The sequence below is a fragment of the Amycolatopsis sp. WAC 01416 genome, from assembly GCF_003947485.1.
GTDB lineage: Bacteria > Actinomycetota > Actinomycetes > Mycobacteriales > Pseudonocardiaceae > Amycolatopsis.
Genome location: NZ_QHHX01000006.1, coordinates 43,301 through 63,269 on the forward strand (window position 1 = coordinate 43,301; position 19,969 = coordinate 63,269).

The window sequence follows — 19,969 nt, forward strand, 5'->3', positions numbered from 1 at the left end:
CTTCGAAAGCCGATCAGAGAGAGTTCGCGCGCTTCGCGAGCGCGGACTTCTTGTTGGCGGCCTGGTTGGCGTGGAGAACGCCCTTGGTCACAGCCTTGTCCATCTTCTTGGCCGCGTCCTTCTGCAGCTCCAGGGCCTTGGCCTTGTCGCCGGCGTCGGCTGCCTCGCGGAACTTGCGGATCGCGGTCTTCACCGAGGACCGGATCGCCTGGTTGCGCTGACGCGCCTTCTCGTTGGTGGTGATGCGCTTGATCTGCGACTTGATGTTGGCCACGGGGGCGCTCCTCTTGAATCTCTCGGTGGTTTCGCCGCCGCGCTGTGACCGGCCCTGCATGCTCGTGAGAGCGGCGCGGGTTTCCTCCATGACGGAATGCCACACGACGGTGAGAGGCAATCTTAACAGCCGCCCCGGGGCCGCTCACGGCCGCCTGGGGAGGGGGGATTGCGGTACGGTGAAGATCGTAGTGCCTAGGGTTCCGCCGCCTGCCCGTTCAGCGAAACACATAATCAGGGCAGAGGGGACAGGTCCGAGCGGCACCATCGGCGGGGCCGGAAGCGCTGCCGTTCATCTGACGGGACAAAAGCCTGGAGGACCGGTGTTTTCCGCATGCGCGGAAAACGGGAAGGTCCGCCGTGAACGCCACCGCTCTGTCCTTGGTCGTCATCGCCGCAGTCATCCACGCGGGCTGGAATCTGGCAGCCAAGCGGATCCGCCGTGGCGGAGCCCGGTTCGTCTGGGCCTACTACAGCCTCTCCGCGATCCTTCTCGTACCCGTCATGGCGGTCTCACTGGCGGTGGAGCCGCAACGTCCACAGTGGACCTGCCTGTTCGCGGCCGTGGTTACGGCGGTGTTCCACGTCACCTACGGGATCGTCCTCCAACGGGGTTACGCCGTCGGCGATCTGTCCGTCGTCTATCCCGTCGCCCGCGGTACCGGGCCGCTGCTCTCGGTGCTCGCGGCCGTCGTGCTGCTCGGCGAGCGGCCAGGGGTGCTCGGCCTGATCGGCGCGTTCCTCGTGATCGCCGGCGTGCTGGTCATCGGTACCGGACGCGCACCGGCGCATGCCGACGCCGCCGATCGCGTCGCTCGCCGCAAAGGCGTGGCCTACGGACTGCTGACCGGGGTCACGATCGCCGCCTACACACTGTGGGACGCGCATTCGGTCACCGGCCTCGGTGTCCCGCCGATCATCTATTTCGGAACCGGTGCGATCGTGCAGAGCCTGCTCATGGCGCCGTACGCGCTGAAGGACCGCGAGGAGGTCGCGTGGCTGTGGCGCGAGCACAAGCGCGAAATCCTCATCGTCGGCCTGCTCTCACCGGTCGCCTACCTGCTGGTCCTCTACGCCCTCCAGATCGCTCCGGTGAGCCTCATCGCACCCGCGCGCGAACTGAGCATCGTCCTGGGCGGCCTCGCCGCCTGGCTGGTACTGGGGGAGGCGAACGCCGTCCGCAGGCTGGCCGGGTCGGCGGTGGTGCTGGCCGGGATCACCGCGATTGCGATGGCCTGAACCCGTCCGGTAGGGATGGGGTCATGGACGTGCTGAGCAGCAGGGTGCTGATCCACCCGAAGGACCTCGAGGTGTCGACGGCGTTCTATCGGGACACCCTGGGCTTGGCGATCGACAAGGAGTTCCCCGGCGGGACGGTGTTCTTCGCCGGGAACGGGTCGATCGAGATCGTCGGTACCGGGGAGACCGGCCCGACCCCTGACGTCGCCTTGTGGCTCCAGGTCCGGGATCTGTCCGCGGCGCTCGCGGAGCTCGCGGCGAAGGGCTTGGAACCGGTCCGCGGGGCGCGTCGTGAACCCTGGGGGCTGGACGAAGCGTGGATCGCCGATCCGGACGGCACCAGGATCGTGCTGGTCGAGGTGCCGCGTGAGCATCCGTTGCGCACCGACCCGCGTTAGGGCCGTGGCTTGATCGCGCGCAGCTGAGCGGCGAGCGAGGCGCCGAAGCCCGGCGGGTCCCACGTCCAGGTCTGCAGGTCGGTGAAACCGGCGGCGGCCGCTTCGTCGGCCAGCTCGTGCCGGGACACCGGCAGCCACTTCTCGTGCGAAGACAGCAGCAGCCTGCCGCCGGGCCGCAGCACGCGGAACAGCTCGGCGAAACCGGCCGCCCGGTCTTCCCACAGCTGCACGTTGTTGACGCTCAGGATCACGTCGACGCTCTCGTCGGGCTCACCGGTGGACTCCGCGGCGCCGCGCCGTAGCTCGACCTTGTCGCCGCAGCGGCGACGGGAGCGGGCGAGCATCTCCGGAGAGGGGTCGACGCCGACCGCACGGTCCGCGCGTTCGGCCGCGGCCTGGAGGCCGACTCCCGGGCCGGGGCCGACGACCAGCGCGGTTTCGCCGGACTCGATCGACGCCAGTTCAACGATGCGAAGTTCGGTGGCGGCGTTGCCGTGCGCCATCGCCAGGCCGCCGAACCGGCCGAGCAGTCCCCTGGGATGGCCGAACGTGCGATCGAGCATTTGGGACAGTGAAGTACTCATACTTCGAGGGCACCACAGCTCACCACGGGCCGCATCGGGGATGACCCCCACCCGCACCCGGAGCGGCATGGGACCATAGAGGTGGCACACCCCGACCTTCGCGAGGAAACCCGTTGACGACGTTCGCCGACACGACCTTCACGCCCCCGGAGCTCATCCGGAACTTCTGCATCATCGCGCACATCGACCACGGCAAGTCGACCCTGGCCGACCGGATGCTGCAGCTCACCGGCGTGGTCGAGGAACGGGCCATGCGGGCTCAGTACCTCGATCGAATGGACATCGAGCGGGAACGCGGGATCACCATCAAGGCGCAGAACGTGCGCCTGCCCTGGAAGGTCGACGGGCAGGACCACGTCCTGCACATGATCGACACGCCGGGCCACGTCGACTTCACCTACGAGGTCTCCCGCGCGCTCGAGGCGTGTGAAGGCGCCGTCCTGCTGGTCGACGCCGCGCAGGGGATCGAGGCGCAGACGCTCGCCAACCTGTACCTCGCGCTGGAGAACAACCTCCAGATCATCCCGGTGCTCAACAAGATCGACCTGCCGTCGGCGGATCCGGACAAGTACGCCGCCGAGCTCGCGCACATCATCGGCTGCGAGCCCTCGGACGTGCTGCGTGTGTCGGCCAAGACCGGCGTCGGCGTCGGCGACATGCTCGACGCGGTGGCGAAGCAGGTGCCCGCGCCGGAGGGCGACGCCGACGCCCCGGCACGGGCGATGATCTTCGACTCGGTGTACGACACCTACCGGGGCGTCGTCACCTACATCAGGGTCGTCGACGGCAAGATCACGCCGCGCGAGCGGATCAAGATGATGTCCACCGGCGCGACCCACGAGCTCCTCGAGGTCGGGATCATCTCGCCGGAGCCCAAGCCCAGCAAGGGGCTGGGCGTCGGCGAGGTGGGCTATCTCATCACCGGGGTGAAGGACGTCCGGCAGTCGAAGGTCGGTGACACCGTCACCTCCGAGCGCCAGGGCGCGAAGGAGCCGCTCGCCGGCTACCGCGAGCCGAAGCCGATGGTCTACTCCGGCCTGTACCCGGTGGACGGGTCGGACTACCCGGACCTGCGCGAGGCCTTGGACAAGCTGCAGCTCAACGACGCCGCGCTGGACTACGAGCCCGAGACGTCGGTGGCGCTCGGCTTCGGCTTCCGCTGCGGTTTCCTCGGCCTGCTGCACCTGGAGATCACCCGCGACCGGCTGGAGCGCGAGTTCGGCCTCGACCTGATCTCCACCGCGCCGAACGTGGTCTACGACGTGGTGCTGGACGACGGCAAGGAGATCCACGTCACCAACCCGTCGGACTGGCCGACCGGGAACAAGATCGACAAGGTGCTCGAACCGGTCAGCAAGGTGAGCATCCTGGCGCCGTCGGAGTTCATCGGCACGATCATGGAGCTGTGCCAGAACAAGCGTGGCGTGCTCCTCGGCATGGACTACCTGTCCGAGGACCGGGTCGAACTGCGCTACAACCTGCCGCTGGGCGAGATCATCTTCGACTTCTTCGACACGCTGAAGTCGCGGACGCGCGGATACGCGTCGCTGGACTACGAAGAGGCCGGCGCGCAGGCGGCGGATCTGGTCAAGGTGGACATCCTGCTTCAGGGCGAGGGTGTCGACGCCTTCTCCGCGATCGTGCACAAGGACGACGCCTACAACTACGGCAACCGCATGGTGAACCGGCTTCGCGAGCTGATCCCGCGGCAGAACTTCGAGGTGCCGATCCAGGCCGCCATCGGCGCCCGCATCATCGCCCGCGAGACCATTCGCGCGATCCGCAAGGACGTGCTCGCGAAGTGCTACGGCGGTGACATCTCGCGTAAGCGCAAGCTGCTGGAAAAGCAGAAGGAAGGCAAGAAGCGGATGAAGACCGTCGGCCGGGTCGAGGTCCCGCAGGAAGCCTTCGTCGCCGCGCTGTCCACAGAGGACTCAGGCAAGAAGAAGCAGTAACGGCAGACGAAAAGGCCGCCCGGGGCACGATCCGGGCGGCCTTTTCGTGTCAGCGGTTCCCGCTGATGCGGTTCGCCGTGACGAAGACGGCGACGCGGCGTTCGGCGGCCATCACGCGGTCGTACTCGTCCCAGTCGTCGTGGGTCCCGGTCGCCGCGATGAACACCTCGCGCAGCAGCCCGGGGAGCCCGCTCGGGTCGAAGTCCGGGTCCGGGTCGTCCGGGCCGATGAGGTGGACGGTCCCCTGGACCGCCGCCCATTCCCAGCCGCGGCGGAAGGTGATCGTGGCGTGGCCCGCCCGGCGGAAGAGGTCGAGCTTCTTCGCCCCGCCCACCGCGACGAAACCGACCCCTGGCGCTTTCGTGACCGGGTCTTCGATCACCCCGGCGTTCACGACCGACGAGTGCACGGTGCCGTCCGCGCGGACCGTCGAGACGGTCGCGAGTCCGTTTTCGCGCAAGGAAAGAGTGCGGACGAGTTCGAGATCAGCGGCCATGGATCCACCGTAGCCCGCCCGGCCGGTGCAAGGGGCCGAGCGGGCGAGCGGAGGGCTCAGCAGGCTCCGTTGTCGCGCCAGACGCCCCATTGGCCGCCCGCGCCGGGTTCTTCGCCCTGCGTCCACCACTGTGCCGTCCATTTGTGCCCGTTGTGGGCGACGGTGGCCCCGCCGGTGTACACGGAAGCGCGGTCCCACGCCGGGAGTGAACAGGTGCCCGGGTTGCCGGATCCCGTTTCCCAAGGCACCTGGCTCGACGCGTAGTAGCCGATGCCCTGTGCCTGCCAGCGCGGAGCCTGTGCGCCGAGGCGTACCCGGAAGGCGTTCCAGTCGTGGGTCGACCACGGAGACCAGCCGAGTTCGGCGTGCGCCGGGAGCCGCGGGAAGGCGAGGTAGTCGATGTTCGCCGGGGTCACCACGGTTTCGGTCCACAGCGGGGATTCGACGCCGCGGACGGCGGATTCGGGGACACCGGAGAGGTAGGCGCCCGGGTTCCAGTTGTAGGCGTCCTGGACCTCGATGTAGCCCGCCCACGAGAGCCCGATCGGCGTGCTGGAGTTGTACTTCATGTCCAGGTACGCCTTGTTCGCCGGCGACAGGATCACCTTGCTGCCGCGGGCGACGGCGTTCGAAACCTCAGTGCTGGAGGTCGTCGTGCCCCAGAATTGCGGGGTGGCCGTGGCCGGCAGGGTGGCCTTGCCGATCTCGTGCCAGCCGACGACCTGTTTGCCCGCGGCCGCCACCATCGGCAGCACCCGGTTCATGAACGTGCGGTAGTCCGCGTCGCTGGTGGCCTGGGCTTCGTCGCCGCCGAGGTGGAAGTACGGCCCGGGGGTCAGTGCGGCGATCTCCCGGATGACGTCGTTGACGAAGGTGTAGGTGATCTCCTTCGAGATGCAGAGCGAGCTGTAGCCCACGGCGGTGTCGGTGCGCAGCGGGGGAGCGGTGTTGTTGCAGTTCAGTTCGGCGTACGACGCCAGGGCGGCGTTGGTGTGCCCGGGCATGTCGATCTCCGGGATGACCGTGATGAACCGCGAAGCCGCGTAGTTCACGATCTCCGTGTACTGGGCCTTGGTGTAGTAGCCGCCGGCGCCGCCGCCGACCTGGGTGCTGCCGCCGTAGGTGGCCAGCCGCGGCCAGCTGTCGATCTGGATGCGCCAGCCCTGGTCGTCGGCCAAGTGCAGGTGCAGATTGTTGATCTTGTACTGCGCCAGCTGGTCGATGTAGCGCTTGACCGTGGCGACCGGGTGGAAGTGCCGGGCGACGTCGAGCATCGCGCCGCGGTAGCCGAAGCGGGGGTAGTCCAGGATGTCGGCGCCCGGGATCGTCCAGGGGCCTTGCTGCACCGTGGAGCTTTCGATCTTGCCGGGCAGCAACTGCCGCAGTGTCTGTACGCCGCCGAAGAGGCCTTGCGTCGTCGTCGCGCGGAGGACGACGGAAGTGGACGTCGAGTTCAGTTGGTAGCCCTGGTCTCCGACGCGGGCGTCGGCACCGGACAGCAGGAGCGAGATGCCGTCGGTGGGTGTGCCCGACGGCGCGTCGGAGACGGGCAGGGGGAAGCCGGTGGAGGTGCGGAAGACCCCGGCGAGGTAGTCGCCGACGGCTTTGGCCTGTGCCGAGCCGGCCTGGGTGTAGATCTTGGTGTTCGCGGTCAGGACGTAGTCGGATCCGGTGACCGCTCGGGCCGAGACCGGGACCGGGACGATCGCCTGCAGCGGCGGGGTGGCCGCGTCGGCGACGGGGGCGGCTGCGGTGGTGACGCCGGCGAGCAGCGTCACCCCGACGACGGCGCGGCTCAGCCGCGCTCTCAAGGTCTTCACCGGGGCCTCCAAGGGGACAGGGAACGTGACCCGCGTCACGGCCGGTTCAGATCGTCGCATTTTCTGCGTTAAAGGTCTAGACCACCTTGGGCGATCCTTGGAGTGACTCGAACGTCACATACCGTGTCGCCGCCAGGGGACTATCGTCGGATTCGTGTTCGAGGATCTGCGTTTTCCCGTGATCGCGGCCCCGATGGCGGGCGGGCCGACCACTCCCGAGCTCGTGGCCGCGGTGACCGTGGCGGGCGGATTCGGCTTCCTGGCCGGGGGCTATCTGAGCGCCGACGTCCTCGCGGACCGGATCGCGAAGACCGCCGAACTCACCGGTGAGCCGTTCGGCGTGAACCTCTTCGTCCCTGGTGACGCCGCAGAGGCTGATCTCGGCCGCCACATCGAGCGCTGGCGCGCGGAGGCCGAACGTCACGGCATCGAGCCCGGCGAGCCGAGCTGGGATGACGACGCCTATGACGCGAAGCTCGAGGTCGTTCTGGAGCGGAAGGTTCCGGTCGTTTCCTTCACCTTCGGCACGCCCTCGCCCGAAGACGTGGAACGCTTGCACGCCAGCGGGAGCAAGGTGGCCGTCACTGTCACCAGCCCGGCGGAAGCCGATCAGGCGGTGGCGGTCGGCGCGGACGTGCTCGTGGTCCAGGGATTCGAGGCCGGAGCGCATCGCGGGCTCTTCGCTGACGAGCCCGGAGCTGAAGGCGGGGGAGCGCAGTACGGCGTACTCAGCCTGCTTCGCCTGGTCTCCGCGCGGACGGACCTGCCGCTCGTCGCGACCGGCGGGCTCGTGCACGGTGCCGACATCGCGGCGGTGCTGGCGGCGGGTGCCGTCGCGGCGCAGCTGGGCACGGCGTTCCTGCGGGCGGACGAGGCAGGGACGCAGCCCGCGCATCGGCAGGCGCTCGCGGACGGGGGCAGGCCGACGGCGTTCACCCGGGCGTTCAGCGGGCGTCCCGCCCGGTCGCTGGTCAACCGCGCGGTCACGGACTTCTCGGCCACGGCGCCGTCGGCGTATCCGCAGGTCAACAACCTGACCAAACCGATCCGCGCGGCGGCGGGCAAGGCGGGCGACCCCGAGATCATGTCCCTCTACGCGGGGCAGACCTACGAACTCGCGGGCTCCGGCCCGGCGGCGTCGATCGTCGAACGCCTCCAGACCGAAGCCCGCGAAGCCGCTACGCGTTTGAGTCGTCTCCGCTGACCTGCTTCGCGTCACCATTGTTCGCGTTCATCGCGGAGTGACGGCGGCTGTAGGCGAAGTAGATGATCAGGCCGAGGCCGAACCAGGCCGCGAACCGCAGCCAGGTGTGGTAGTTCAGGAACGTGATCAGCCAGATCGAGAAGACGATGCCGATGATCGGCACGACCGGCATGCCCGGGGTCTTGAACGTCCGCGGCAGGTCCGGCTGCTTGTAGCGCAGCACGATCACCGCGACGCAGACGACGACGAACGCGAGCAGGATGCCGATGTTCGTCAGTTCCGCGGCCTCACCGATGGGCAGCAGCCCGGCGATGATCGCCGAGGCGATGCCGAGCACCCAGGTCATCCGGCTCGGCACCTTGCGCACCGGGTGGGTCTTGCTGAACCACTTCGGCAGCAGGCCGTCGCGGCTCATCGAGTAGCCGACGCGGCTCGCGCCCATGAGGAAGGTGAACAGCACGGTGGTGATACCGATGATCGCGCCGACCGCGATGATCAGGCCGAGCCACTTCATCCCGACGCCCGCGAAGGCGCTGGAGAAGGCGGCTTCGCCGTCGATGTCCTTGTAGTTGACCATCCCGGTCAGGACCAGGCAGGCCAGCACGTAGAGCACCATCGAGATGGCGAGCGAGTAGATGATCGCCTTCGGCATGTGCTTCTGGGAGTCGGTCGATTCCTCGGCCGCGGTGGACATGGCGTCGTAGCCGAAAACGGCGAAGAAGACCGTCGCGGCTCCGGCGAACGCGCCGCTGAGGCCGAACGGGAAGAAGTTCGAGTAGTTGTCGGTGTTGATGTGGAAGACACCGACGACGATCACCAGCAGGACCAGGCCGACCTTCAGGTAGACCAGCAGCGTCTCGAACCGGGCGGCGTTCTTCATGCCCTGGTTGAGAATGAAGGCGATCAACAGGCACAGCAGGACGGCGAACAGGTTGATCTTGTAGGAGCCTGCCGCGACGTCGCCCTTTTCGGTGCCGGGGGCGCCCAGCATCCAGACCGGGAGGTTGATGTCGAGGTAGCCCAGTAGCTCGTTGAAGTAGCCGGAGATGCCGATCGCGACCACCGCGACGATCGCGGTGTACTCCAGTAGGAGATCCCAGCCGATGAACCAGCCGACGATCTCGCCCAGCACGGTGTACCCGTAGGTGTACGCGGATCCGGCGCGGGGGATCAGTCCGGCGAACTCGGCGTAGGAGAACGCGGCGGCGGCGCTGGCGATGCCCGCGATGAGGAAGGAGATGAGCACGGCGGGGCCGGCCTTCTCGTTCGCGACCGCGCCGGCCAGGGAGAAGATCCCCGCGCCGATGATGCCGCCGACCCCGATCGCGGTCAGCTGGCGCAGGCCCAGCGTGCGCTGGAGCCCACCGCCGCCGTCACTGAGTTCTTGGATCTGCTCGATCGGTTTGCGTCGGAATATCCCGGATCCCGAGCCCAGGCTGCGCGGTGCGGACATCGTCGTCTCCCAACAGTTGGTGCTTTTCGGACTGGGTCACAGTCCGAGAGGCACCGTAGCGGGAGTCGGGAGATCGCACCTATCCGGCGACGGTGTCCTCGCTCACTTCGGCGGCGACGCGGGCGGCGATCTTCGACGGCCTGGACGCACTGGCGGAGAAGTAGGTGAGCAGTTCCGAGATCTCGACAGGGTCGTCCAGCTGCGGGCAGTGGCCCCAGTCCTCGCGCACCATCAGCCTGCTGTGCGGGACCAGCGCGTGCAGCTGCCGTCCGGAGGCGGCGCTGACCAGTTTGTCCTTGCCACAGACGACCACCAGGAGCGGGACGCGGATCTCTTCGAGCCGGTACGCGTCCGCCAGCTCTTCGACCAGTTGCCGCGCCTGTTCGAGCCGGGTGGTGGTGGAGCGGTAGTCCGGGAACAGCGAGGTGAACCGGCGCACCTGCTCGGCGTCCGCGGCCGTCGCGTTGGCGTACAGCAGCCGGGGGACGACCTGCTCGGCGACGGCGCGCACAAGGAAGCCGGGGATCGGCAGCGGCAGGGCCGAGTACATCCGCAGGGGCAGCGGATAGCGGGCAACGGTGCGGATGAGCCAGCTGTCCACGAAACCGGGCGCGGCGATCGAGACCACCCCCGCGACCGGGAGCCGGTGGTTCTCCGCGGCGCGCAGGCTCATCGTGCCGCCGAGCGAGTTGCCGGCGAGCACCACCGTGCCGAGCACGGCCTGTTCCTTGATCACGGCCGCGGTGAACGCGTCCAGCTGCGGCAGCATCGAGCCCGGCCGCAGTGGCTGAGCGTCACCGAATCCGGGCAGATCGACCGCGACCGCCGGAACACCGGCGGCCGCGAGCAGCTCCAGGACCGGACGCCAGGTGTCGGCGCTGTCGCAATAGCCGTGCAGCAGCACCAGCCGCGGCGCCGTCGGCTTGGCGTGCGCGCGTGCTGCGGCCCGCTTGCCGAGCACTCGCCGGGGAGCGCGGTCGGCCGATTCCACCGGCTGTGGCCCGACTTCGAGCACTCTGGTGCGAACGCCGGCGTAGCGCCTGAACGAGACGCGGATCGGGTCGGTGTCCGTGGTGGTCCGGCCCCCGGGGTCCGCCGGTTCGGGCCGCTGCGATGCGGTCATCGTTCCAGGCTAACCGCGAGAGGTCGGATTTTGGTCGAACTTTGGTCGTGAAAAGCTCCCTGAGTCATAACGTTCTTGACACTTGACAAGACTACGAAATGACTGTTTGACCTGGGAGGAACGCGCGGACGTGCGCTTGTGTGCGCGCTTGATCACCGCGAGGGGGAGCGCTCACCCCTCCGATCAATGCGTGAAGACCACCTTGCCGGAAGTTTCCCCGCGGAGCATGTTCTCAAACCCGGTTTCGGCTTCCGCGAACGGCAACTCGGCGCCGATCTGCGGGCGCACCCCGGTGAGCTCCAGGTAGGCGAGGAGATCGGTCAGTTCGTCCCTGGTCCCCATCGTCGAACCCGCGATACGCAGTTGCAGAAAGAACACGCGCTGCAACTCCGCGTTAGCGTCAGGACCGCTGGTCGACCCCGAAACAACGATGATCCCGCCCGGTTTGAGCGACTTCACCGAATGGGACCAGGTCGCCTTCCCGACGGTTTCGAAGACCGCGTCGACCCGCTCCGGCAGCCGCGCGCCGGACTCAAAGGTCTGATGTGCGCCCAGGCTCTCGGCCAGCGCACGCTTCTCCTCGCTACGCCCGGTCACCCAAACGCGGAACCCGGCCGCACGCCCGAGTTGCACGAGGGCGGTCGAGACGCCGCCGGAGGCGCCCTGGACGAGCATCGTCTGCCCCGGCCGCAGCCCGGACTTCACGAACAGCATCCGGTACGCGGTCAGCCACGCCGTGCCCATGGTCGCGGCTTCCGCGAAGGTCAGGCCCGACGGCTTCGGCACGACGTTGCGGGCAGGAACCACGACCTGGTCGGCGAAGGTGCCCTGGTGCTTCTCGGTGAGGAGGGTGCGTTTCGGGTCGAGGGTGTCGTCGCCCTGCCAGCCCGGGGCGTTGATCACCGAGTGGATGACGACCTCGGTGCCGTCGTCGAGGGTGCCCGCGCCGTCGCAGCCAAGGATCATCGGGAACTGCTCGGGTTTGATGCCGACGCCGCGCAGCGTCCACAGGTCGTGCATGTTGAGGCTGGCGGCCTTGACGTCGACCCGCACCCAGCCTTCGGGCACGTCGGGTTCGGGTCGCTCGCCGGTCACGAGCGAGTCCAGCGGCTTTTCGGCGTTGGGTTCGGAAGCGTAAACGGCGAACATGCCAGCAACCTACATGGCCTGACGGGCGGTGGCAGTGGGTGCGAGCGTAGGCTCACACTCGTGTTCAACGGGCTTGCAGACTGGTGGGACGGCGTCGAGTTGTGGCTCGCGCAGGCCCCGTTTCCCGTGCAGTTCGTGCTGGTCATGGCGGTCGTCGTACCGCTGTGCCTGGTCGCCGCTTGGGTGCTCGACTCGGTCTTCGGCAAGGTCGCCCGGCTCTTCGGTACGGCCCGCGATGCGAACGACTCCGACCGGTCCTCCTAAGCTGGCACACCATGTTCAACCGTAGGCGGATCACCGCCGCCCTGATCGGCCTGATCGTGCTGGTGCTCGCAGGCTGGTTCGTCAAGGACGGCATCAGCGGTGACGACACGAAGAGCGCTCCGGCGAGTTCGTCCGCTTCGGCCGCGCCGTCGGGAGACGCCGCGAGCCAGGCGAAGGGCAAGGTCGCGGGTGCGGACTCCGGTCTTCCGGTCAAACCGCTCACAGGACTTCCCTCGCAGGCGTCCGACACCTGGAAGCTCATCCAGGCGGGCGGGCCGTACCCGTATCCGCGCAACGACGACGTGACCTTCCAGAACCGGGAAAAGGTCTTGCCTGCCAAGGCTTCCGGCTACTACCGGGAGTACACGGTCAAGACGCCGGGCAGCCCGGATCGCGGAGCGCGGCGGATGGTGACCGGCTCCGGCAAGGAGCTGTACTACACCGAGGACCACTACAAGTCCTTCGTCGTCGTGGACCCCAGCCGATGAGCGCGGCGAAGGAAGCGGCGGACAAGGCGTTCGCCCGCGGTGCGCGTCCGCATCTGATCGACGGCGGCAAGACGGTCGACAAGGCTTCGACACTCGACGCGATCGCGGAGGCGTTGTCCTTTCCGGACTACTTCGGGAAGAACCTCGACGCGCTCTACGACTGCCTCACCGACCTGTCGTGGCTCGCGCCGGGTGAGCACGTGCTGATCTGGACCGGTTCCTCGCTGCTCAAAGAGCGCGATCCGAAGGCGTACTTGGCCATCCGCAGCGTGCTTTCCGACGCGCAGCGGGCGCTGGGGCCGTCCGGTGAGCGGACGGACTCCCGGCGCCTCACCGTAGTCCTGCCCGACTGAGGCTCTGCCCGACTGAGGCTCAGCTTTCGGGCACCCAGTTCGGCTTGCGCTTCTGCGCGAAAGCCGTGATGCCTTCCTGGCCCTCTTCGCTCGCGAAGAAGCCGGCGGACAGCTTGTTCATGGCCTCGAAGCCTTCGCTCGGTGTCGCCGGGCGAGGCTTGCTGAGTAGTTCCTTCGTCGCCGCGAGCGCCTTCGGCCCGCCGAGGGCGAGCGCCTTGACGTAGCGGGCGACCTCGCCGTCGAGTTCGTCGGCGGAGACGGCCGAGTTCAGCAGGCCGATCTCGACGGCGCGCTTCGCGTCGAAGGTGTCACCGGTCAGGAACAGTTCGTGGGCGGCGCGGGCGGTGAGCCGCGGCAGCACGGTGAGCGAGATGACGGCGGGCACGACGCCGATCCGCACCTCGGAGAAGGCGAAGGTCGCTTCGCTGACGGCCACGGCGATGTCGGTCGCGGCCACCATGCCGATCCCGCCCGCTCGCGCGGGGCCCGCCAGCTTCGCCACGACAGGTTTGGGGCTGGTCCACAGCTGCTCGAGGATCTTCGGGAACTCGTTGACGCCCTGGGCACCCGCGCCGGCGCCGCGGGCCTCCTTGAGATCCATTCCCGCGCAGAACACCGGGCCGGTGTGGGTGAGCACGATGACCCGCACGGCGTCGTCCGCCCGTGCCTTGTCCAGCGACTCGCTCAGTTCACGCCGCAGCTGGGCGGAGAGCGCGTTGCGGTTGTGCGGGGAGTCCAAGGTGATCGTGGCGGTGCCGCCCACCACGTCGTAGTGCACCAGTTCGTCAGCCATGCCTCACCTTCGCATGGGCGAAGTCGGGCCGGGCAGTGGCCTGCGCCACCATCTCCTCCGACGGTGGCGCAGGCACGGGTCAGCCGATCGTCGTCGTGGTGAAGGTCGGGCTCGGGTTCGGGAAGCACGACGTCGGGGCGGAGACGTCGAAACCGGCGCTGACCACGGCGGTGAACGTCAGGCCCGGGTCGGCGTAGCTGGAACCGCCCAGCTTCGTCTCGATGGTGCCGGACGTGCCGGCGGTGAGGTGCGCCGTCACGGTCGGCAGTTCGAACGTCGAACCGCCCGCGATCGGGCCGGGGAAGCTCAGCGTCGCGACGCTGCCGGACACGGTGATCTTCGGCGGGGTCGAGCCGATGCCGGAGCCGCCGGCGAGGTCGGCGCTCACCCAGGTCGAGTTCGCCGGGATCGGGATCTTCAGGGAGAAGTCCTTGATCTGCTTGACCTGGTAGCCGCTGACCTCGGCCGGGACGGTGTTCGGCGCCGGGTCGATGACGATGTCGAGCGCGGCGCCGGGGGCGACCGTGGCAGGCGCGGTGACGTCGGCGTCCTGGTTCAGCTTGAGGTACTTGTTGCCGACGAGCGGTGGCTTCGCCTCGCAGTCGAAGACGACGGTGGTCGCCGCCGAAGCCGGTGCGGCGAGACCGACGAGCGGGACGAGCACGGCCGACGCGCAGACGAGGGCACGGATGGCAGCCTTCATGTTCCACCTACCTGGGGTTCGATGGGGAGAGAGGGAGCTGCGCAGCGATTAGAGAGTTACCGGCAAGTTAAGTAACTCGTCAAGAAATCTCCGTTCCCATACGCGGGGTGTCACGGAACTGGGAACGGGACCCACCGAAAATCGGTATCAAGCGCCCGAACGGGACGTGACGCTCTACTGTGCCGATGAACGATCAGGCGGCGAGCCGGGCGGCGGCGACGTCGTAGCGGTCCAGGACGAGCCCGGCGATCCGCGGATCCGGCCCCAGCGGTCCGGCGACGACCACCGACGGGTCTGCTTCGCGGGCCAGCCGCGCGATCCGGTCCGGCAACAGCCCCGGCGCGAGGAACCAGCCCGCGACCGCGAGCCGCTGTGCGCCGTTGAGCCGCAACCGCGCGATGGCGGCGGGCACGTCCGGCTGCGCGGCGCCGGCGAACGCGGGGGTCGCGAGCAGCCCGCGGCGCAGCTGCCAGCGGGTGGTGATCCCGGCGACCGCGTCGTTCGCCGCGACGTTCGACGAGCCGACACCCGCCAGCAGGACACCCAGCCCCGGATCGTCCAGATCGGCGCCGGCCTGGGCGAGCCGGTCCAGCGCGACCGTCTCGATCAGCGGGTCGATGCCCAGTACCCCGGAAACCCGCACGTCGAAGCCAGGGCAGTCCGCGGTCACCTCGGCGACGAGCGCGGGCAGATCGACCCGGTCGTGGTACGCGACGCCGAGCAGCAGGGGCACCACGACGACCTCGCGATGCCCCTCGGCGTACAACCCGCGCAGGGCATCGGTGAGCAGCGGCTCCGAGAGATCCAAAAAGGACTCACGGATGTCGAGACCCGGCGCCAGCCCGCGGGAGACGTCGAGCAGGGCGCGGATGGTCGCGGCGGACCGCGGATCGCGGCTGCCGTGGGCGACGGCGACCAGAGGCGGAGTGAGGCTTGAGGTCATGCGAACCTTTCGCCGACGAGTCCGGCCGCCAGTGTATCGCCGTCCTTCGGGTCGATGACCAGGAAAGCGCCCGTGCGCGGGCTGACGCCGTAGTCGTCCACGCCGATCTCCTCGGCCAGCCGCAGCGTGACCCGGCCGATGTCGTTGAGTTCCAACGTGCCCGGATCGTCCACACTGGACAGGGCCTGCTCGTCGAAGCGGGCGTGGAGTTCGCCGACGAGAGCCTGCACCGTCCGCGCCCCGTGCTTCACGAGCACCCGCGCGCCCGGCTTCAGCGCCTTGGCCGAGAGCCAGCACAGGGTCGCGGTGATCTCGTCGGTCACCGTCGGCTGCCGGTCGGCGGCGGAGATCAGGTCACCCCGCGAGATGTCGAGATCGTCCGCGAGCAGCAGGGTCACCGAGGTGCCGGCCCCGGCTTCGGCGAGCGGCCCGTCGGCGGTGTCGATGCCTTCGACGCGGCTGCGGATGCCTTGCGGCAGCACGACGATCTCGTCGCCCGGCCGGACGGTGCCCGCCGCGATCTGCCCCGCGTACCCGCGGTAGTCGGGGTGGTCGGCCGTGCGCGGCCGGATCACGTACTGCACCGGGAAGCGGAACGCCGAATCGTGCGGATCCGGCGCCACCGGCACGGTTTCCAGATGCTCCAGCAGGGTCGGGCCGGAGTACCACGGGGTCTTGTCCGACTTCTCCGCCACGTTGTCGCCCACCAGCGCCGAAACCGGCACCGCGAGCACGGAACCCCGTTCGTAGCCGAGGGAGGCGGCGTGCTCGGCGAACTCCTCGGCGATCACGGTGAACGTCGCTTCGTCGTAGCCGACGAGGTCGATCTTGTTCACCGCCAGCACCAGGTTCGGGACGCCAAGCAGGGCGAGCACCGCGGCGTGGCGGCGGGTCTGCTCGATGACGCCCTTGCGCGCGTCGACCAGCAGCACGGCCAGTTGCGCGGTGGACGCCCCGGTCACCGTGTTCCGCGTGTACTGCACGTGGCCCGGCGTGTCCGCGAGCACGAAACTGCGCTTCGGGGTGGCGAAGTACCGGTACGCCACGTCGATCGTGATGCCCTGCTCGCGTTCCGAGCGAAGGCCGTCCACGAGCAGCGAGAGGTCCGGAGTGGACAGTCCTTTGTCGACACTGGCGCGGGTGACCGCGTCCAGCTGGTCGGCGAGCACGGATTTGGTGTCGAACAGGAGCCGCCCGACGAGGGTCGACTTCCCGTCGTCCACGCTGCCCGCGGTCGCGAGCCTGAGGAGGCTGGACATCAGAAGTACCCTTCCCGCTTGCGGTCTTCCATCGCCGCCTCCGACATCCGGTCGTCGGCGCGGGTGGCGCCGCGTTCGGTGAGCCGGGAGGCCGAGACCTCGGCGATGACCTCGTCCACCGTGGCGGCGGCCGATTCGATGGCGCCCGTGCACGAACCGTCGCCGACGGTCCGGTAGCGCACGGTCAGTTCCTTGACGACCTCGTCCGGCCGCGGCCCGCCCCACGGTCCTTCGGCCAGCCACATGCCGTCGCGCTGGTAGACCTCGCGCCGGTGCGCGTAGTAGATCGACGGCAGTTCGACCTTCTCCCGCGCGATGTAGTTCCAGACGTCCGCCTCGGTCCAGTTGGACAGCGGAAAGACGCGGACCTGCTCGCCGGGGCGGTGCCGACCGTTGTAGAGGTTCCACAGTTCCGGGCGTTGCCGCCGGGGGTCCCACTGGCCGAAGGAGTTGCGGAGACTGAAGATCCGCTCCTTGGCGCGGGCGCGTTCCTCGTCGCGGCGTCCGCCGCCGAAGACGGCGTCGAACTTGTTCTCGGCGATCGTGTCGAGCAATGGTGTGGTCTGCAACGGGTTGCGCATCCCGTCGGCGCGCTCTTCGAGCCTGCCGTCGTCGATCCAGTCCTGGACCTTCGCCACGACCAGCCGGAGCCCGTGCTGCTCGACGACCCGGTCGCGGAAGTCGATGACCTCGTCGAAGTTGTGCCCGGTGTCCACGTGCAGCAACGGGAACGGCACCGGCGCGGGCCAGAACGCCTTGATCGCCAGGTGCAGCAGCAGCGTCGAGTCCTTGCCGCCGGAGAACAGGATCACCGGCCGGTCGAACTCACCCGCCACCTCGCGGAAGATGTGGATGGCCTCGGATTCCAACGCCGCCAGGTTGTCCTGTGCCGCGGCCGCGACCGGTTCGAGCGTGGTCATGTCGTCCCTTCTCACCCGTGCAAACCGCACTCGGTCTTGCCCTGCCCGGCCCACCGGCCGCTTCGCGGGTCCTGGCCCGGAGCGACCTTCGCGGTGCACGGCGCGCAGCCGATCGACAGATAACCGATGGACACCAACGGGTTCTCGAGGATCCCGTGCTCGTCGATGTAGTCCCGGAACTCGTCGTCGGACCACGGCGCGATCGGGTTGATCTTCACCAGCCCGTTGCGGTCGTCCCAGGTGACGATCGGGGTGTTCGCGCGGGTCGGCGCGTCGACGCGGCGGACGCCGGTCACCCACGCCGAGTACTTCGCGAGCGTGTTCCGCAGCGGCACGACCTTGCGAAGCTGGCAGCACTGGTTCGGGTCGCGCTCGTGCAGCTTCGGGCCGTACTCGGCGTCCTGTTCGGCGACGCTCTGCGCGGCCTCGGCGTTGACGATCCGCACCCCGGGGTACACCGCCTGCACCGCGTCACGGGTGCCGATGGTCTCCGGGAAGTGGTAACCGGTCTGCAGGAACAGGACGTCGACGTCGGGTTTGACCTGGGTGGCCAGATCGATGAGGACGGCGTCCTGCATGTTCGACGCGACGATGAAATCGGCGCCGAAGGTCTCCGCGGTCCAGCGCAGGGCCTCGGTCGCGGTCGCCTCCGCGAGCTCCTTCGAGGCCCGTTCGGCGAGCGTCTTGTAGTCGGCAGTGGCGGTCATCCTGGTGACACCTCCGGAAAGGACAGTCCGAGGAACTTCACGGTGAAGACCCGGCGGCAGCCCGAGCACAGCCAGGAGCCGCCCTCTTCGGGCCGCAGGTCTTCATCGCCACAGAAAGGGCAGTAGTACGGGGTCGCGCGTTCGGTCATTGCAAGACGCCCTCGTCGGCCCGCAGGACCCACTGGGCGAACCGCTCGCCGGGTTCGCGGCCGGCGACGTACGCCCGCACGACCCGTTCGACGTACGCGGTCAGCTCCGACGCGGTCACCTTGTGCCCGCGCAGTTTCCGGCCGAATCCGGCGTCGAGCCCGAGCCCGCCGCCGAGGTGCACCTGGAAGCCTTCGACCTGGTTGCCGTCCTCGTCGGTGACGATCTGGCCCTTGAGCCCGATGTCGGCGGTCTGGACCCGGGCGCAGGAGTTGGGGCAGCCGTTGAGGTGCACGGTCACCGGATTCTCGATCTCGGCCTGGATGTCGGCGAGGCGCTTCTCGAGTTCGGTGACCAGTTCGATCGCGCGGGCCTTCGTCTCGACGATCGCGAGCTTGCAGAACTCCAGGCCGGTGCACGCCATGATCCCGCGCCGCCACGGCGAAGGCTCGGTCTGAAGGCCGAGATCGGCCAGTTCGGTCTTCAGCCCGTTCACCTCGGCCTCGGGAACGTCGAGGACCACGAGCTTCTGGTGCGGGGTCAGGCGGACGCGGTTCGACCCGGCCCGCTCGGCGGCCTTGGCGACGGCCAGCAGGGTGGCCCCGGAGACGCGACCGGCGACCGGCGCGGCGCCCACGTAGAACTTCCCGTCGATCTGCGGGTGCACGCCGACGTGGTCGATCTGGGTGGCGGGCACCTCGGGTGCCGGGCCGTCGGTCAGCTTGCGCTTGAGGTACTCGTCTTCCAGCACCTGGCGGAACTTCGCGACACCCCAGTCCTTCACCAGGAACTTGATCCGGGCGCGGGCGCGCAGCCGCCGGTAGCCGTAGTCACGGAAGACGCTGATCACGCCTTCCCAGACGTCGGGGACCTCGTCGAGGGAGACCCAGGCGCCCAGTCGCTGCCCGATCATCGGGTTGGTGGACAGGCCGCCACCGACCCAGACGTCGAAACCGGGGCCGTGTTCGAGGTGGTTCACGCCGACGAAGGCGACGTCGTTGATCTCGTGCGCGACGTCCTGCTGCCCGGAGACCGCGGTCTTGAACTTGCGCGGCAGGTTCGAGTAGCGCGGGTCGCCGATGTAGCGGCGTTTGATCTCGTCGATCGCGGGCGTGCCGTCGATGATCTCGTCGGCGGCGATACCGGCGACGGGGGAGCCGAGGATGACGCGCGGGCTGTCGCCGCAGGCCTCCATCGAGGTCATCCCGGCCTTCTCCAGCTTCGCCCAGATCGTCGGGACGTCCTCGATCTGGATCCAGTGGTACTGGATGTTCTGCCGGTCGGTGATGTCGGCGGTGTCGCGCGCGTGGGTCTGCGAGATCTCGGCGAGCACGGCCAGCTGATCGGTGGTCAGCGCGCCGCCGTCGAGCCGGACCCGCAGCATGAAGTAGCGGTCGTCGAGCTCCTCGGGCTCCAGCGTCGCAGTGCGGCCGCCGTCGATCCCCGGCTTGCGCTGGGTGTAGAGACCGAACCAGCGGAACCGGCCGCGGAGGTCACCCGGGTCGATGGAATCGAAGCCGCCGAGGGCGTAGATGTTCTCGATCCGGGCACGGACGTTGAGCGGGTTGTCGTCCTTCTTGGACCGCTCGTTGGGGTTCAGCGGTTCGCGGTAGCCCAAAGCCCACTGTCCCTCGCCCCGTTTCTGTTTCACCCGGGGCGTGCGGGCAGGGGTTTCGCGCGTGGGCGACGACATGGGAG

Annotated in this window: 22 protein-coding genes; 7 read left to right on the top strand and 15 right to left on the bottom strand. The window is 68.6% G+C overall.

The window, feature by feature from the left end; genetic code table 11:
* Window positions 1-13: 13 nt before the first annotated feature.
* Complete coding sequence (gene rpsT / locus DL990_RS20920) at window positions 14-274, bottom strand: 30S ribosomal protein S20 (protein WP_125786046.1); 261 nt, start codon at window positions 272-274, stop codon at window positions 14-16.
* Between the two features lie 359 nt (window positions 275-633).
* On the opposite strand from rpsT, the gene DL990_RS20925 reads away from it, so the two are divergent.
* Both DL990_RS20925 and DL990_RS20930 read left to right on the top strand, forming a co-directional pair.
* Window positions 634-1,512: an EamA family transporter gene (locus tag DL990_RS20925; RefSeq protein WP_125799664.1), complete on the top strand. Its 879-nt coding sequence runs from the start codon at window positions 634-636 to the stop codon at window positions 1,510-1,512.
* Window positions 1,513-1,535: 23 nt separating this feature from the next.
* The gene (locus DL990_RS20930; RefSeq protein ID WP_125785911.1) at window positions 1,536-1,910 is read left to right on the top strand and encodes a VOC family protein; all 375 of its coding nucleotides are present in this window, start codon (window positions 1,536-1,538) and stop codon (window positions 1,908-1,910) included.
* On the opposite strand, the gene DL990_RS20935 is transcribed toward DL990_RS20930, so the two are convergent.
* Complete coding sequence (locus DL990_RS20935) at window positions 1,907-2,494, bottom strand: class I SAM-dependent methyltransferase (protein ID WP_125799665.1); 588 nt, start codon at window positions 2,492-2,494, stop codon at window positions 1,907-1,909. The genes DL990_RS20930 and DL990_RS20935 overlap by 4 nt on opposite strands.
* Before the next feature lie 113 nt (window positions 2,495-2,607).
* On the opposite strand from DL990_RS20935, the gene lepA reads away from it, so the two are divergent.
* Entirely contained in the window at window positions 2,608-4,449 is a 1,842-nt protein-coding gene (gene lepA / locus DL990_RS20940; protein ID WP_125799666.1) for a translation elongation factor 4, read from the top strand.
* 49 nt (window positions 4,450-4,498) lie between these two features.
* Here the strand turns inward: lepA and DL990_RS20945 are convergent, their stop codons facing one another.
* On the bottom strand, window positions 4,499-4,945 hold the full coding sequence (locus DL990_RS20945) for a pyridoxamine 5'-phosphate oxidase (protein WP_125799667.1): 447 nt from the start codon (window positions 4,943-4,945) through the stop codon (window positions 4,499-4,501).
* Window positions 4,946-5,001: 56 nt separating this feature from the next.
* Window positions 5,002-6,765: a family 20 glycosylhydrolase gene (locus tag DL990_RS20950; RefSeq protein WP_199746520.1), complete on the bottom strand. Its 1,764-nt coding sequence runs from the start codon at window positions 6,763-6,765 to the stop codon at window positions 5,002-5,004.
* 154 nt (window positions 6,766-6,919) lie between these two features.
* Here DL990_RS20950 and DL990_RS20955 point away from each other — a divergent pair, with 154 nt between their 5' ends.
* A complete protein-coding gene (locus DL990_RS20955; protein ID WP_125799668.1) occupies window positions 6,920-7,969 on the top strand; it encodes a nitronate monooxygenase in 1,050 nt (349 codons plus the stop codon).
* Here the strand turns inward: DL990_RS20955 and DL990_RS20960 are convergent.
* The 3 genes from DL990_RS20960 to DL990_RS20970 all read right to left on the bottom strand — a co-directional run bounded on the left by DL990_RS20960 (window position 7,944) and on the right by DL990_RS20970 (window position 11,694).
* Window positions 7,944-9,422, bottom strand: coding sequence for an amino acid permease (locus DL990_RS20960; RefSeq protein WP_125785906.1), 1,479 nt, complete (start codon window positions 9,420-9,422; stop codon window positions 7,944-7,946). The two genes, DL990_RS20955 and DL990_RS20960, sit on opposite strands and share 26 nt — an antisense overlap.
* 79 nt (window positions 9,423-9,501) lie before the next feature.
* Complete coding sequence (locus DL990_RS20965) at window positions 9,502-10,545, bottom strand: alpha/beta hydrolase (RefSeq protein ID WP_125785905.1); 1,044 nt, start codon at window positions 10,543-10,545, stop codon at window positions 9,502-9,504.
* Between the two features lie 183 nt (window positions 10,546-10,728).
* A complete protein-coding gene (locus DL990_RS20970; protein WP_125799669.1) occupies window positions 10,729-11,694 on the bottom strand; it encodes a zinc-binding dehydrogenase in 966 nt (321 codons plus the stop codon).
* Window positions 11,695-11,754: 60 nt separating this feature from the next.
* Between DL990_RS20970 and DL990_RS20975 the strand changes: the two genes are divergently transcribed.
* The 3 genes from DL990_RS20975 to DL990_RS20985 are packed head-to-tail and all read left to right on the top strand — an operon-like array spanning window position 11,755 to window position 12,799.
* Window positions 11,755-11,958, top strand: coding sequence for a CDP-alcohol phosphatidyltransferase family protein (locus tag DL990_RS20975; protein ID WP_125785903.1), 204 nt, complete (start codon window positions 11,755-11,757; stop codon window positions 11,956-11,958).
* An 11-nt stretch (window positions 11,959-11,969) separates the two neighbouring features.
* Complete coding sequence (locus DL990_RS20980) at window positions 11,970-12,446, top strand: ribonuclease domain-containing protein (RefSeq protein ID WP_125785902.1); 477 nt, start codon at window positions 11,970-11,972, stop codon at window positions 12,444-12,446.
* On the top strand, window positions 12,443-12,799 hold the full coding sequence (locus DL990_RS20985; RefSeq protein WP_125799670.1) for a barstar family protein: 357 nt from the start codon (window positions 12,443-12,445) through the stop codon (window positions 12,797-12,799). Before DL990_RS20980 ends, DL990_RS20985 begins: the two co-directional genes overlap by 4 nt.
* Before the next feature lie 19 nt (window positions 12,800-12,818).
* Here DL990_RS20985 and DL990_RS20990 read toward each other — a convergent pair whose 3' ends face one another.
* The 8 genes from DL990_RS20990 to DL990_RS21025 form a co-directional block, all read right to left on the bottom strand.
* Window positions 12,819-13,592, bottom strand: a complete 774-nt coding sequence (locus DL990_RS20990; RefSeq protein ID WP_125799671.1) for an enoyl-CoA hydratase-related protein — start codon at window positions 13,590-13,592, stop codon at window positions 12,819-12,821.
* Window positions 13,593-13,671: 79 nt separating this feature from the next.
* Window positions 13,672-14,295 (bottom strand): cyclase, encoded by a 624-nt coding sequence (locus DL990_RS20995; RefSeq protein ID WP_125785899.1) that lies wholly within the window; start codon window positions 14,293-14,295, stop codon window positions 13,672-13,674.
* 193 nt (window positions 14,296-14,488) lie between these two features.
* Complete coding sequence (locus DL990_RS21000; RefSeq protein WP_125799672.1) at window positions 14,489-15,238, bottom strand: sirohydrochlorin chelatase; 750 nt, start codon at window positions 15,236-15,238, stop codon at window positions 14,489-14,491.
* Window positions 15,235-16,497 (bottom strand): sulfate adenylyltransferase subunit 1, encoded by a 1,263-nt coding sequence (locus tag DL990_RS21005; protein WP_125799673.1) that lies wholly within the window; start codon window positions 16,495-16,497, stop codon window positions 15,235-15,237. The genes DL990_RS21000 and DL990_RS21005 overlap by 4 nt, the downstream gene beginning before the upstream one ends.
* The gene (cysD, locus tag DL990_RS21010) at window positions 16,497-17,417 is read right to left on the bottom strand and encodes a sulfate adenylyltransferase subunit CysD (protein WP_125785896.1); all 921 of its coding nucleotides are present in this window, start codon (window positions 17,415-17,417) and stop codon (window positions 16,497-16,499) included. Before cysD ends, DL990_RS21005 begins: the two co-directional genes overlap by 1 nt.
* 11 nt (window positions 17,418-17,428) lie before the next feature.
* Window positions 17,429-18,124, bottom strand: coding sequence for a phosphoadenylyl-sulfate reductase (locus DL990_RS21015; RefSeq protein ID WP_125799674.1), 696 nt, complete (start codon window positions 18,122-18,124; stop codon window positions 17,429-17,431).
* Window positions 18,121-18,273 (bottom strand): hypothetical protein, encoded by a 153-nt coding sequence (locus DL990_RS21020; RefSeq protein ID WP_005158649.1) that lies wholly within the window; start codon window positions 18,271-18,273, stop codon window positions 18,121-18,123. Before DL990_RS21020 ends, DL990_RS21015 begins: the two co-directional genes overlap by 4 nt.
* On the bottom strand, window positions 18,270-19,964 hold the full coding sequence (locus tag DL990_RS21025; RefSeq protein ID WP_125799675.1) for a nitrite/sulfite reductase: 1,695 nt from the start codon (window positions 19,962-19,964) through the stop codon (window positions 18,270-18,272). Before DL990_RS21025 ends, DL990_RS21020 begins: the two co-directional genes overlap by 4 nt.
* Between the last annotated feature and the right edge of the window lie 5 nt (window positions 19,965-19,969).

Bases quoted from the DNA above. Each gene is read 5' to 3' on its own strand.
- DL990_RS20985 (WP_125799670.1), top strand. From the start codon at position 12,443: ATGAGCGCGGCGAAGGAAGCGGCGGACAAGGCGTTCGCCCGCGGTGCG.
- DL990_RS20990 (WP_125799671.1), bottom strand. From the start codon at position 13,592: ATGGCTGACGAACTGGTGCACTACGACGTGGTGGGCGGCACCGCCACG.
- DL990_RS20965 (WP_125785905.1), bottom strand. From the start codon at position 10,545: ATGACCGCATCGCAGCGGCCCGAACCGGCGGACCCCGGGGGCCGGACC.
- DL990_RS20945 (WP_125799667.1), bottom strand. From the start codon at position 4,945: ATGGCCGCTGATCTCGAACTCGTCCGCACTCTTTCCTTGCGCGAAAAC.
- DL990_RS21025 (WP_125799675.1), bottom strand. From the start codon at position 19,964: ATGTCGTCGCCCACGCGCGAAACCCCTGCCCGCACGCCCCGGGTGAAA.
- DL990_RS21015 (WP_125799674.1), bottom strand. From the start codon at position 18,124: ATGACCGCCACTGCCGACTACAAGACGCTCGCCGAACGGGCCTCGAAG.
- DL990_RS20980 (WP_125785902.1), top strand. From the start codon at position 11,970: ATGTTCAACCGTAGGCGGATCACCGCCGCCCTGATCGGCCTGATCGTG.
- DL990_RS21000 (WP_125799672.1), bottom strand. From the start codon at position 15,238: ATGACCTCAAGCCTCACTCCGCCTCTGGTCGCCGTCGCCCACGGCAGC.
- DL990_RS20970 (WP_125799669.1), bottom strand. From the start codon at position 11,694: ATGTTCGCCGTTTACGCTTCCGAACCCAACGCCGAAAAGCCGCTGGAC.
- DL990_RS20960 (WP_125785906.1), bottom strand. From the start codon at position 9,422: ATGTCCGCACCGCGCAGCCTGGGCTCGGGATCCGGGATATTCCGACGC.
- DL990_RS21005 (WP_125799673.1), bottom strand. From the start codon at position 16,497: ATGTCCAGCCTCCTCAGGCTCGCGACCGCGGGCAGCGTGGACGACGGG.
- DL990_RS20930 (WP_125785911.1), top strand. From the start codon at position 1,536: ATGGACGTGCTGAGCAGCAGGGTGCTGATCCACCCGAAGGACCTCGAG.
- DL990_RS20935 (WP_125799665.1), bottom strand. From the start codon at position 2,494: ATGAGTACTTCACTGTCCCAAATGCTCGATCGCACGTTCGGCCATCCC.
- DL990_RS21020 (WP_005158649.1), bottom strand. From the start codon at position 18,273: ATGACCGAACGCGCGACCCCGTACTACTGCCCTTTCTGTGGCGATGAA.
- DL990_RS20995 (WP_125785899.1), bottom strand. From the start codon at position 14,295: ATGAAGGCTGCCATCCGTGCCCTCGTCTGCGCGTCGGCCGTGCTCGTC.
- cysD (WP_125785896.1), bottom strand. From the start codon at position 17,417: ATGACCACGCTCGAACCGGTCGCGGCCGCGGCACAGGACAACCTGGCG.